Source organism: Rhizobium chutanense, from assembly GCF_002531935.1.
GTDB classification, from domain to species: Bacteria; Pseudomonadota; Alphaproteobacteria; order Rhizobiales; family Rhizobiaceae; genus Rhizobium; species Rhizobium chutanense.
The window spans coordinates 49,251-62,357 of the sequence record NZ_NWSV01000003.1 but is presented as its reverse complement, the minus strand read 5'-3'; the positions used below and the strand labels follow the sequence as shown (position 1 = coordinate 62,357).

Genomic DNA, 13,107 nt, shown 5'->3' with positions numbered 1-13,107 from the left:
CATGGCGGACAAGGCATCCGATAGCAGGAAGAAGGAGGAGGCAGCCGATTTCGCGGCCGGCTTTGGCCGACTTGCTGCCGAGATGCTGGAAAATGCGCGGGCGATGCCGGTGCATCCGCTGATGGCGCAACCCGCCGCAGCCTTTGCCGCCGCAACGGCGATCGGCTTCGGTCTGTCGACGCAGATCGCCGGCGCTTTCTTCGGGGCCTTCCAGAGTGCTCTGGAAACGACCGGCAAGGTCGCGGCCGCCCTCGATGATACGCCGCCGGACGAGCCGGCGCCCGATGTCGAGATCCGGCCGGAGAATATTCGCCCTACCGTCAAGGCTTTCACAAAGCCGGCGGCCGAAAAGAAGGCAGGGCCGACATTGACCGTCGTCAGGCCGGTCAGCGAGCCGAAGCCGGTCAGTGAAGCGAAGCCGGTCGGCCAGCCGAAGCCCGCCGTGAAGGCAAAACCGGCTGCGCGGGCTGTCAAGGCCGACGATCTCAAGCTGATCGCCGGCATCGGCCCGAAGCTCGAGCAGGTGCTGAACGGCAAGGGCATTCGCAGTTTCGCCGAGATTGCCGCCTGGAGCGACGAGGACATCGTCAAGCTCGATGCCGAACTCGGTTTCAACGGCCGCATCGGCCGCGACGACTGGACTGGCCAGGCGAAAGTCCTGGCAGGACGGGGCCGTAGAAGGAAATGAACTGTCCGGCCGGATCAATCGGCCGGAAATATGGGCAGATCGGCGGACGGGCGGGGGCCTCACGCTGCAGATGCCGGTGCGGGTTCCGGACCTGGAACGCGCGATAGAGAATTTGGGCGACATCCGCTGTCGGCAGGACGAAAGATCCGGCTTGGCAATGAGACTGTTGCAAAAATAGGTTTGTTTGCCGTCATCAGGCAAACGGGAAACAGGACTGAGCGACGATGGCAAAACTGAAGATTGACGGCAACGAGATCGAAGTTCCGGATCATTTCACGCTGTTGCAGGCGTGCGAAGACGCCGGCGCCGAGGTTCCTCGCTTCTGCTTCCACGAGCGCCTGTCGGTTGCCGGCAACTGCCGCATGTGCCTTGTCGAAGTGAAGGGCGGCCCGCCGAAGCCGCAGGCTTCCTGCGCCATGAGCGTGCGCGACATCCGCGGCGGCCCGAACGGCGAACTGCCCGAGGTCTTCACCAACACCCCGATGGTCAAGAAGGCCCGCGAAGGTGTGATGGAATTCCTGCTGATCAACCATCCGCTCGATTGCCCGATCTGCGACCAGGGCGGCGAATGCGACCTGCAGGACCAGGCGATGGCTTTCGGCATCGACACCTCGCGTTATCAGGAAGACAAGCGCGCGGTCGAAGACAAGTATATTGGCCCGCTGGTCAAGACCGTGATGAACCGCTGCATTCACTGCACGCGCTGCGTCCGCTTCACCACAGAAGTCGCCGGCATTTCCGAACTCGGCCTGATCGGCCGCGGCGAGGATGCCGAGATCACCACCTATCTCGAACAGGCGATGACCTCCGAACTGCAGGGCAACGTCGTCGACCTTTGCCCGGTCGGCGCGCTCACCTCCAAGCCCTTCGCCTTCACCGCGCGCCCCTGGGAATTGAACAAGACCGAATCGATCGACGTCATGGATGCCGTCGGTTCGGCGATCCGCGTCGATACCCGCGGCCGCGAAGTGATGCGCATCCTGCCGCGCGTCAACGAGACGATCAACGAAGAGTGGATCTCCGACAAGAGCCGTTTCATCTGGGACGGCCTGAAGACGCAGCGCCTCGACCGGCCTTATGTCCGCCGCGACGGTCGCCTGCAGCCGGCCACCTGGGCCGAAGCCTTCGGCGCCATCAAGGCCGCCGTCAGCGCCACCTCGGGTGACAAGATCGGTGCGATTGCGGGCGACCTCGCTTCCGTCGAGGAAATGTATGCGCTCTCCGAACTGGTGAAGTCGCTGGGATCGGCCAATCTCGACTGTCGCCAGGATGGGACGGCACTCGATCCGTCGCTCGGCCGCGCCAGCTACCTCTTTAACCCGACGATTGCTGGCATCGACCAGGCGGACGCGCTGCTGATCATCGGCGCCAATCCTCGCTTCGAGGCGGCGATCCTCAACGCCCGCATCCGCAAGCGCTGGCGCCGCGGCAAGTTCCCGATCGGCGTGATCGGCGAGCCGGGCGAACTGCGTTACAGCTATGATTACCTCGGCAGCGGTCCCGACACGCTCAAGGATCTGGTCGATGGCGGCCACGCCTTTGCCGACGTCTTGAAGAACGCTGCCAAGCCGATGATCATCATCGGCCAGGGCGCGCTGTCGCGCAGCGATGGCGCCGGCGTTCTCGCCAGTGCGGCCAAGCTTGCCGGTTCGGTCGGCGCTGTTGTCGAAGGTTGGAACGGCTTTGCCGTCCTCCATACCGCAGCGTCCCGCGTCGGCGGCCTCGACCTCGGCTTCGTGCCGGGTGCCAAGGGCGCCAACGCCGCCGAAATGCTCACGGCGATGGATGTGCTCTTCCTGCTCGGCGCCGACGAACTCGACTTCACCGCGAAGAAGGCCAAGCTCACCGTCTATATCGGCTCGCACGGCGATAACGGCGCCCACCATGCCGACGTCATCCTGCCGGCCGCAGCCTATACCGAAAAGTCCGGCACCTGGGTCAACACCGAAGGCCGCGTCCAGATGGGCAGCCGCGCAGGCTTTGCGCCGGGTGATGCGCGCGAGGACTGGGCGATCATCCGCGCCCTTTCCGACGTGCTCGGCAAGAAGCTTCCCTTCGATTCGCTGAGCGAATTGCGCGCCCGGCTCTATGCCGCTTTCCCGCATTTTGCCGCCATCGACGAGATCGCCGAAACCGATAGCGCCCAAATTGCCGCAGTCGCGAAAAAAGCCGGTAAGATGAACAAGTCAGGGTTTGCGTCGCCGGTCAAAGACTTCTATTTGACGAACCCGATCGCGCGTGCCTCGGCTGTCATGGCCGAGTGCTCGGCATTGGCCCGCAACAACTTCAAAGTCGCGGCAGAGTAAGGGCAGGGGACTATGGATTCTTTCTTTTCGACCTATGTCTGGCCGGCGATCATCATGATCGGTCAGTCGCTGCTGCTTCTCGTTTGCCTGCTCGTCTTCATCGCCTATGTGCTGCTCGCCGACCGCAAGATCTGGGCGGCCGTGCAGTTGCGCCGCGGCCCGAACGTCGTCGGCCCCTTCGGCCTGTTCCAGTCCTTCGCCGACCTTCTGAAGTTCGTCTTCAAGGAGCCGATCATTCCGGCCGGCGCCAATAAGGCAGTGTTCCTGCTGGCCCCGCTGGTGACCGTGCTTCTGGCGCTGTCCACCTGGGCGGTCGTGCCGCTCGCCGACGGATGGGTGATCGCCAACATCAATGTCGGCATCCTCTATATCTTCGCGATCTCATCGCTCGAGGTCTACGGCATCATCATGGGCGGCTGGGCTTCGAACTCGAAGTATCCGTTCCTCGGCGCGCTGCGCTCGGCGGCGCAGATGGTGTCCTATGAAGTCTCGATCGGCTTCGTCATCGTCACCGTACTGCTCTGCGTTGGTTCTCTGAACCTGACCGATATCGTCAATGCCCAGCATACCGGCCTCGGCACCATGCTTGGCCTGCCGGCGTCGTTCCTCGACTGGCACTGGCTGTCGCTGTTCCCGATGTTCATCATCTTCTTCATTTCGGCGCTTGCCGAGACGAACCGTCCGCCTTTCGACCTTCCGGAAGCCGAATCGGAACTCGTCGCCGGCTTCATGGTCGAATATGGCTCCTCGCCATATATGATGTTCATGCTCGGCGAATATGCGGCCGTCTGCCTGATGTGCTCGCTGACGACGATCCTGTTCCTCGGCGGCTGGCTGCCTCCGGTCGATATCTGGATCCTCAACTGGGTCCCCGGCATCATCTGGTTCATGCTGAAGGCCTGCTTCGTGTTCTTCATGTTCGCGATGGTCAAGGCTTTCGTCCCGCGCTACCGCTACGACCAGCTCATGCGTCTCGGCTGGAAGGTCTTCCTGCCGCTGTCGCTCGCCATGGTCATCATCGTTGCATTCGTGCTGAAGCTGATGGGTTGGGCATGATCATGCCAGCTCTCGTTTCCGGCAAAATTGGAGGTTGAAGATGGGAAGCTTGTCCAGCTCCATCAGCTCGCTGTTCCTCAAGGAATTCTTCGGCGCATTCTTTCTGTCGATGCGCTATTTCTTCCGCCAGAAGGCGACGATCAACTATCCCTTCGAGAAGGGTCCGGTTTCCCCGCGCTTCCGCGGCGAGCATGCGTTGCGCCGTTATCCGAACGGTGAGGAACGCTGCATCGCCTGCAAGCTCTGCGAGGCGATCTGTCCTGCCCAGGCGATCACCATCGAGGCCGGTCCGCGCCGCAACGACGGCACCCGCCGCACGGTGCGCTACGACATCGACATGGTGAAGTGCATCTATTGCGGCTTCTGCCAGGAAGCCTGCCCGGTCGACGCGATCGTCGAAGGCCCGAATTTCGAATTTGCGACGGAAACGCGCGAAGAGCTCTATTTCGACAAGGCGCGCCTTCTCGATAACGGCGACCGGTGGGAGCGCGAAATCGCCCGCAACATCGCGATCGATTCGCCGTACCGCTGATTGGGTTTTGAAATGCCGCGATGGAGCTCTGCTGCTCCTGTCGCGGTCAATATGCACAGGAGCTTTGCCGGTCAGCCGCGCAAGGCTCTATCGGGCAGAAAAACTCCCGGCTGCCCGGGGGAAGATGAAAAAGGCACCAACATGGGTCTGCAGGCTCTATTTTTCTATCTTTTCGCCTTTGTCGCGATAGCGTCGGCGTTCATGGTCATCTGGGCAAAGAACCCGGTTCACTCGGTTCTGTTCCTGATCCTGGTGTTCTTCAATGCGGCCGGTCTTTTCCTGCTGCTCGGTGCCGAATTCCTGGCGATGATCCTGCTGGTCGTCTATGTCGGCGCCGTCGCCGTTCTCTTCCTCTTCGTGGTGATGATGCTCGATATCGACTTCACCGAATTGAGGGCAGGGGTTCTCGAATACGCGCCGATCGGCGGGCTGATCGGGGTGATCCTGGCGGCCGAACTGATCGTCGTCATCGGCGGCAGCGTCATCTCGCCTGAGATCGCCAAGTCGGTCGCGATGCCGATCCCTGCGCTGACGGAACGCACCAATACCGCCGCCCTCGGCGACGTGCTCTACACCAACTACGTCTATTTCTTCGAGATCGCCGGCCTGGTCCTGCTGGTCGCCATGATCGGTGCGATCGTGCTGACGCTCCGGCACCGCACCAATATCAAGCGGCAGAATATCCCGAGGCAGGTTGCCCGCACGCCCGCCACCGCCGTCGAGGTGGTTTCGGTCAAGCCCGGGCAGGGCGTCGTCTAAGGCAGGTCAAGGAACAAAGAACATGGTCATCGGACTTTCCCACTACCTGACGGTCAGCGCCATCCTCTTCACGCTCGGCGTCTTCGGCATCTTCCTCAACCGGAAGAACGTCATCGTCATCCTGATGTCGGTCGAACTGATCCTGCTTGCCGTCAATATCAATATGGTCGCCTTCTCCTCCTTCCTGAACGACATCGTCGGCCAGGTCTTCGCGCTGTTCATTCTGACGGTCGCGGCTGCCGAAGCGGCGATCGGTCTTGCAATTCTCGTTGTCTTCTACCGCAACCGCGGCTCGATCGCGGTCGAAGACGTCAATATGATGAAGGGCTGAGTGACTCATGTTCCTCTATAAGGCTATCGTCTTTCTTCCCTTGATCGGTGCGATCGTCGCCGGCCTTTTCGGCCGCGCCATCGGCGCCAAGGCTTCGGAATATGTCACCAGCGGCCTGATGATCATCGCCGCCATCCTGTCCTGGATCGTCTTCTTCAACGTCGGCATGGGCCACGTCGAAGGCGGCCCGATCAAGGTCGAGGTGCTGCGCTGGATCCAGTCCGGCGGCATCGACGTCTCGTGGTCGCTGCGCGTGGATACGCTGACCTCGGTCATGCTGATCGTCGTCAACACTGTCTCGACGCTGGTGCATATCTATTCGATCGGTTACATGCACACCGATCCGCATCGTCCGCGTTTCTTTGCCTATCTCTCGCTCTTCACCTTCGCCATGCTGATGCTGGTGACCGCCGACAACCTCGCCCAGATGTTCTTCGGCTGGGAAGGCGTCGGTCTCGCCTCCTATCTCTTGATCGGCTTCTGGTTCAAGAAGCCGTCGGCGACCGCTGCGGCGATGAAGGCCTTCATCGTCAACCGCGTCGGCGACTTCGGCTTCGTGCTCGGCATTGCCGGCGTCTTCGTACTGTTCGGCGCGATCAACTTCGACACGATCTTCGCCAACGCCTCGAACTTCGCCCCGCATGAAGGCGGCGGCGAGGCGAGCGAAGTGATCCTCAACCTCTTCGGCATGCAGCTCGACAAGGCGCATGCGCTGACCGGCGTCTGCCTGCTGCTCTTCATGGGCGCGATGGGCAAGTCGGCGCAGTTCCTGCTGCACACCTGGCTGCCGGACGCGATGGAAGGCCCGACCCCGGTCTCGGCCCTCATCCATGCCGCGACCATGGTCACCGCCGGCGTCTTCCTCGTCGCCCGCATGTCGCCGCTGTTCGAACTGTCGCATGATGCACTGACGGTCGTCACGGTCATCGGCGCGATCACCGCCTTCTTCGCGGCAACCGTCGGCCTGGTGCAGAACGACATCAAGCGCGTCATCGCCTATTCCACCTGCTCGCAGCTCGGCTACATGTTCGTGGCGCTCGGGGTAGGGGCCTATGGCGCGGCGATCTTCCATCTCTTCACCCATGCCTTCTTCAAGGCGCTGCTCTTCCTCTGCGCCGGTTCGGTCATCCATGCCGTCGATGGCGAGCAGGACATGCGCTACATGGGCGGCCTGCGGCCGCACATCAAGTGGACGTTCTGGATGATGATCATCGGCACGCTGGCGATCACCGGCGTCGGCATTCCCTTCACGCCGATCGGCTTTGCCGGCTTCTTCTCCAAGGATGTGATCATCGAGGCGACCTACGCATCGCATTCGCCGGTCTCGGGCTTCGCTTTCTCGCTGCTGGTCATCGCGGCTCTGTTCACCAGCTTCTATTCCTGGCGCCTGATCTTCATGACCTTCTTCGGCAAGCCGCGCGCTTCGCACGAGGTCATGCACCACGTCCACGAGTCGCCGCAGGTCATGCTGGTGCCGCTCTATCTGCTGGCGATCGGCGCGGTATTTGCGGGCGTGATCTTCGAAGGCCGTTTCTACGGCGAGGAATATGCCGAGTTCTGGAAGGGCGCTCTGTTTACCGGCGCCGAGAACGAACTCGTCGAACAGTTCCACCATGTGCCGGCGCTCGTGGGCCTGAGCCCCTTCATCGCCATGGTGCTCGGTTTCATCACCGCCTGGTACATGTATATCCGCTCGCCGCAGACGCCGCGCGTCCTCGCCAAGCAGCACCGTGTGCTCTACCACTTCCTGCTCAACAAGTGGTACTTCGACGAACTCTACGACTTCCTCTTCGTCCGCACGGCCAAGGCACTCGGCCGCTTCCTGTGGAAAAAGGGTGACGTCGGCGTCATCGACACCTACGGCCCGAACGGCGTTGCCGCCCGCGTCGTCGCCGTCACCGACCGCGTCGTCCGCCTGCAGACCGGTTACCTCTATCACTATGCCTTCGCCATGCTGATCGGCATTGCGGCGCTTGTTACCTGGATGATGCTCGGGAGTTCCTTCTGATGACCGATTGGCCTATTCTTTCAACGGTCACCTTCCTGCCGCTCGCCGGCGTGGTGCTCCTGCTCTTGATGAATGGCGACAGCGAAAGCGGCCGGAGGAACGTGCTGGGGATCTCGCTGATCACCACCGTCTTCACCTTCATCGTCTCGCTCGTCATCTGGATCGGCTTCGACAATGCCAATCCGGGCTTCCAGATGGTCGAAAAGCTTGACTGGCTCGGCACCGGCATCGGCTACCACCTCGGCGTCGACGGCATCTCCATGCTGTTCGTCATCCTGACGACCTTCCTCATGCCCTTCTGCGTGCTGGCCAGCTGGCTGTCGATCGAGAAGCGCCTGAAGGAATACATGATCGCCTTCCTCATCCTGGAAACGATGATGGTCGGCGTCTTCGTCTCGCTCGATATCGTGCTCTTCTACGTCTTCTTCGAGGCGGGCCTCATTCCGATGTTCCTGATCATCGGCGTCTGGGGCGGCAAGGACCGCGTTTATGCGAGCTACAAGTTCTTCCTCTATACGCTGCTCGGCTCGGTGCTGATGCTGCTCGCCATCATGGCGATGTACTGGCAGGCCGGCACGACCGACATCACTGCGCTGCTTGCCTACAAGTTCCCGCCGGCGCTGCAGACCTGGTTATGGCTTGCCTTCTTCGCCTCGTTTGCCGTGAAGATGCCGATGTGGCCGGTTCATACCTGGCTTCCGGATGCGCACGTTCAGGCGCCGACGGCGGGCTCGGTGATCCTGGCCGGCGTGCTCCTGAAGCTTGGCGGCTACGGCCTTATCCGCTTCTCGCTCGGTATGTTCCCGGTGGCGTCCGATTATTTCGCGCCGTTGGTCTTCGCCATGTCTGTTATCGCCATCATCTACACCTCGCTGGTGGCGATGATGCAGGACGATATCAAGAAGCTGATCGCCTATTCCTCGGTGGCGCACATGGGCTACGTGACCATGGGCATCTTCGCCGCCAACATGCAGGGCGTCCAGGGTTCGATCTTCCAGATGCTGTCGCATGGCATCGTCTCCGGCGCGCTCTTCCTCTGCGTCGGTGTCGTCTATGACCGCACCCACACGCGCGAGATCAACGCCTATGGCGGCCTCGTCAACAACATGCCGAAATATGCCGTCGCCATGATGGTCTTCACCATGGCCAATGTCGGGCTTCCCGGCACCTCGGGCTTCATCGGCGAATTCCTGACGCTGATGGGTGTCTTCCGGGTCAATACCTGGGTCGCGCTCTTTGCCGCCACCGGTGTCATCCTCTCGGCCGCCTACGCACTTTGGCTCTATCGCCGGGTGATCTTCGGCGCGCTGGAGAAGGAAAAGCTGAAGGCGCTGCTCGATCTTTCGCCACGTGAACAGCTGATCCTCTATCCGCTGGTCGCGCTGACCATCTTCTTCGGCGTTTACCCGGCTCCGGTCTTCGATGCGACGGCCGCCTCGGTGGATCTGCTGGTCAACAACTACACGGCCGCCGTGCACGCAGCGCAGAATATTGCGCTGTCTATGAATTGATGACGGGACTTATCGGACATGACCGCTGAAACAATTCTCCTCAGTCTGCATCTTTCCGCGCCGGAGCTCATCCTCGCGGTCGGCGCCCTTGTCCTGTTGATGGTCGGCGTCTTCTCAGGCGAGCGGTCGGGCCTTGTCGTCACCGGCCTCGCCATCGTCCTGCTGCTGGCCTCCGGCCTGTGGCTGCTCTTCGTGCCGGCAGAAGGCCTTGCCTATGGCGGCGTCTACATGGCCGACGGCTTCTCCCGCTTCATGAAGCTGGTGGCGCTCATCGGTTCGCTGGTCGCCCTGTTCATGACGATGGGGCACGCCCGCGAAAATCAGCTCGACAAGTTCGAATTCCCGGTTCTCTTGGTGCTGGCGACCCTCGGCATCCTGCTGATGATCTCGGCCAACGACCTGATCTCGCTCTATCTCGCGCTGGAACTGCAGTCGCTGGCGCTCTATGTCGTCGCCGCGATCAACCGCGACAGCCTGAAATCGACCGAAGCCGGCTTGAAATATTTCGTCCTCGGTGCGCTGTCCTCCGGCATGCTGCTCTACGGCATGTCGCTGGTCTACGGCTTCACCGGCCACACCCATTTCTCCGAGATCGCCCAGGCGCTGTCGGTCGAGGGCGCGCGTTCGCTCGGCCTCGTCTTCGGCCTGGTCTTCATCCTCGCCGGCATCGCTTTCAAGATCTCGGCCGTTCCCTTCCACATGTGGACGCCTGATGTTTATGAAGGCGCGCCGACGCCGGTCACCGCCTTCCTGGCCGCAGCCCCCAAGGTTGCCGCCATGGCGATGATGACGCGCATCGTCATCACTGCCTTCCAGCCGGTGCTCGCCGACTGGCAGCAGGTCGTCGTCTTCATCTCGATCGCCTCGATGCTGCTCGGCTCGTTCGCGGCGATCGGCCAGAAGAACATCAAGCGACTGATGGCCTATTCGTCGATCGGTCACATGGGCTATGCGCTGGTCGGCCTTGCCGCCGGCAACCAGACCGGCGTTTCCGGCGTCATGCTTTACATGGTCATCTACATGGTCATGACCCTCGGCACCTTCGCGATCATCATGTCGATGCGCCGCAAGGACGGCACCGTCGTCGAGGAGGTCAACGATCTCGCCGGCCTGTCCACGACCAACCCGTTCATGGCCTTGGTGCTGACGGCGCTGATGTTCTCGCTTGCCGGCATTCCGCCGCTGGCCGGCTTCTTCGCCAAGTACTTCGTTTTCGTCGCCGCCATCGAAGCCAAGCTTTATGCGCTCGCCATCATCGGCGTTCTCGCCTCGGTCGTCGGCGCCTACTACTATCTGCGCGTCATCAAGCTGATGTGGTTCGATGAAGCGACCGGCCAATTCGCCCGGGTTTCAGGCGCACTGCGTCTGGTCTTCGGTCTCTCCGGCCTCTTCGTCACCGCCTATGTCCTCATCGGCGGCCCGATCGGCGGTGCGGCAGAGCTTGCCGCCGCGACGCTGTTTTAATGGCTTCCGACGGACGGCGCCGGATATCGCTCGGCGATTTCAGGCACGATGCTCTGTCGGAAACATCGTCCACCAATAACGAATGCCTTGCCCGGGCCCGGGCAGGCGACGGCGGCAATCTCTGGGTGACCGCCGAACGACAGACCGGCGGCCGCGGCCGCCGCGGCAGGCTCTGGGTTTCCGAACGCGGCAATCTCTACGCCTCTCTTCTGCTGATCGACCCGGCCCCGATGGAGCGCCTCGGCTCTCTGCCGCTGGCAATCGCCGTTGCCGTGCACCAGGCGATCCGCCGGGTGCTGCCGCTGGGCGCCGAGCCGCTCGAGGTCAAATGGCCGAACGATATCCTCATCGGCCGAAAGAAGACCTGCGGCATCCTCGTCGAAGGTGAAAGGCTGCCGGACGGCCGCTACGCGCTGATCGTCGGTATCGGCATCAATGTCTCGGTCATGCCGGATAATCCGCTCTACCCTGCCACCTGCCTGCGTCAGCAGGGAAGTACGGCCTCGCCGGAGGAACTCTTCGCCCATCTCTTCGCGGAGATGGCGGAAGTGCTTGAAATATGGGATCAGGGCCGGGGCATCGGCGAGATCACGGCGCTCTGGCGCGCGATCGCCTGCGGCATCGGCGAAAAGATCACGGTGAATTTGCCGGACCGATCGATTTCCGGCCAATTCGCCGGAATTGATGATAATGGCTTGTTGATGCTCGATACCGGCGCTGGCAGGATAATGCCCATTGCCGCCGGTGATGTGTTTTTTGGATAGCGGAAAAAACGAAAATTATGGCGAAACAGGACGAGTTGGTATTCCTGCCTCTGGGCGGCGTTGGCGAGATCGGCATGAATCTCGCTCTCTATGGCTACGGCCCGCCCGAGCATCGCCAGTGGATCATGGTCGATTGCGGCGTCACTTTTCCCGGCCCCGACCTGCCGGGCGTCGACCTCGTGCTGCCCGATATCCGCTTCCTCGCCAGCGAGCGCAAGAACCTCAAGGCGATCATCATCACCCATGCGCATGAAGATCATTATGGCGCGCTCGCCGATCTCTGGCCGGGACTCAACGTGCCGGTCTATGCCTCGGGCTTTACCGCTGGTCTGCTCGAAGCCAAACACGATTTCGAGAAGGCGACAATCGGCGAAGTCCCGGTGACGCCGTTCAAGGCAGGCGATACGATCAATGCCGGCCCCTTCAGCATCGAGGGTGTGGCCGTCAACCATTCGATCCCCGAGCCGATGTCGCTGATGATCCGCACGCCTGTTGGTAACGTTATCCACACCGGCGACTGGAAGATCGACCATGAGCCTTCGCTCGGGCCGCTGACCGACGAGACGCGGTTCCGCCAGCTCGGCGACGAGGGCGTGCTGGCGCTGATGTGCGATTCCACCAATGCGCTGCGCGACGGTGTTTCGCCCTCCGAGAAGGATGTGTCGGAAAGCCTGCGCAAGATCATCGAGAATGCCGAGGGCCGGGTGGCGATCACCACCTTCTCGTCGAATGTCGGGCGTATCCGCACCGTTGCCGAGGCGGCCGAGGCGGCAGGCCGCGAAGTGTTGCTGCTTGGCAGCTCGCTGAAGCGCGTCGTCAACGTCGCCCAGGATATCGGTCTGATGGAGGGCGTGAAGCCCTTCATCTCCGAGGAAGAATACGGCTATATCCCGCGCGACAAGGTCGTCGTCATCCTGACCGGCAGCCAGGGCGAGGCGCGCGCAGCCCTTGCCAAGCTCTCCCGCGACGAGATGCGCAACGTCGCCTTTGCCGCCGGCGATATCGTCGTCTTTTCCTCGCGCGCCATTCCCGGCAACGAGAAAGCAATCCAGGATATCAAGAACGGCCTCGTCGAGCAGGGCGTGCACATCATCACCGATACCGAAGCCCTGGTCCACGTGTCCGGCCATCCGCGCCGCAACGAGTTGCAGCGGATGTACGAGTGGACGCGGCCGAAGATCGTCGTGCCGGTGCATGGCGAGGCGACGCATCTGACGGCGCATAAGGAACTTGCCGAGCAATCCGGCATCGCGATCGTGCCGCGCGTGCGCAATGGCGATATCCTGCGGCTGGCGCCCGGTCCCGTCGACGTGATCGGCGAGGCGCCGCATGGCCGCATCTATAAGGACGGCTCGCTGATCGGCGATTTCGACGAGATGGGGATCGGCGAACGCAAGAAGCTCTCTTATGTCGGTCATGTCGCTGTCAACGTCGTGCTCGACGCCCGCTATGACATCATCGGCGATCCCGATCTCGTTTCGATCGGCCTGCCCGTCTATGACGATGAGGGCGAAGAGATGGAAGATACGCTCTTCGACGCAGCGATCAGCGCCATCGAAAGCATTCCGCGCGCCCGCCGCAAGGATATCGACATGCTGCAGGAGGCCGTGCGCCGCGCCATCCGCGCAGCCGCCAACCACGCCTGGGGCAAGAAGCCGGTGGTCACCGCCTTCGTCACCAAGGTCTGA

Annotated in this window: 11 protein-coding genes; all 11 read left to right on the top strand. The window is 62.0% G+C overall.

The window, feature by feature from the left end; translation table 11 throughout:
* The first annotated feature begins 1 nt into the window (after nt 1).
* The 11 genes from CO666_RS05295 to CO666_RS05245 all read left to right on the top strand — a co-directional run bounded on the left by CO666_RS05295 (nt 2) and on the right by CO666_RS05245 (nt 13,107).
* The gene (locus tag CO666_RS05295) at nt 2-688 is read left to right on the top strand and encodes a 5' DNA nuclease (protein ID WP_097611079.1); all 687 of its coding nucleotides are present in this window, start codon (nt 2-4) and stop codon (nt 686-688) included.
* A gap of 224 nt (nt 689-912) precedes the next feature.
* Nucleotides 913-2,994, top strand: a complete 2,082-nt coding sequence (gene nuoG, locus CO666_RS05290; RefSeq protein ID WP_097611078.1) for an NADH-quinone oxidoreductase subunit NuoG — start codon at nt 913-915, stop codon at nt 2,992-2,994.
* A 12-nt stretch (nt 2,995-3,006) separates the two neighbouring features.
* Nucleotides 3,007-4,050, top strand: coding sequence for an NADH-quinone oxidoreductase subunit NuoH (nuoH, locus tag CO666_RS05285; protein WP_085736875.1), 1,044 nt, complete (start codon nt 3,007-3,009; stop codon nt 4,048-4,050).
* Between the two features lie 40 nt (nt 4,051-4,090).
* Nucleotides 4,091-4,582 (top strand): NADH-quinone oxidoreductase subunit NuoI, encoded by a 492-nt coding sequence (gene nuoI, locus CO666_RS05280; protein WP_003587270.1) that lies wholly within the window; start codon nt 4,091-4,093, stop codon nt 4,580-4,582.
* A gap of 141 nt (nt 4,583-4,723) precedes the next feature.
* Entirely contained in the window at nt 4,724-5,341 is a 618-nt protein-coding gene (locus tag CO666_RS05275; protein WP_097611077.1) for an NADH-quinone oxidoreductase subunit J, read from the top strand.
* Between the two features lie 22 nt (nt 5,342-5,363).
* Nucleotides 5,364-5,672 (top strand): NADH-quinone oxidoreductase subunit NuoK, encoded by a 309-nt coding sequence (gene nuoK, locus CO666_RS05270; RefSeq protein ID WP_003587269.1) that lies wholly within the window; start codon nt 5,364-5,366, stop codon nt 5,670-5,672.
* 7 nt (nt 5,673-5,679) lie between these two features.
* Nucleotides 5,680-7,680 (top strand): NADH-quinone oxidoreductase subunit L, encoded by a 2,001-nt coding sequence (gene nuoL / locus CO666_RS05265; RefSeq protein ID WP_097611076.1) that lies wholly within the window; start codon nt 5,680-5,682, stop codon nt 7,678-7,680.
* Entirely contained in the window at nt 7,680-9,191 is a 1,512-nt protein-coding gene (locus CO666_RS05260; RefSeq protein ID WP_097611075.1) for an NADH-quinone oxidoreductase subunit M, read from the top strand. Before nuoL ends, CO666_RS05260 begins: the two co-directional genes overlap by 1 nt.
* 18 nt (nt 9,192-9,209) lie before the next feature.
* The gene (gene nuoN / locus CO666_RS05255) at nt 9,210-10,655 is read left to right on the top strand and encodes an NADH-quinone oxidoreductase subunit NuoN (protein ID WP_097611074.1); all 1,446 of its coding nucleotides are present in this window, start codon (nt 9,210-9,212) and stop codon (nt 10,653-10,655) included.
* On the top strand, nt 10,655-11,419 hold the full coding sequence (locus CO666_RS05250) for a biotin--[acetyl-CoA-carboxylase] ligase (RefSeq protein WP_097611073.1): 765 nt from the start codon (nt 10,655-10,657) through the stop codon (nt 11,417-11,419). The genes nuoN and CO666_RS05250 overlap by 1 nt, the downstream gene beginning before the upstream one ends.
* A gap of 17 nt (nt 11,420-11,436) precedes the next feature.
* Nucleotides 11,437-13,107 (top strand): ribonuclease J, encoded by a 1,671-nt coding sequence (locus CO666_RS05245; protein ID WP_097611072.1) that lies wholly within the window; start codon nt 11,437-11,439, stop codon nt 13,105-13,107.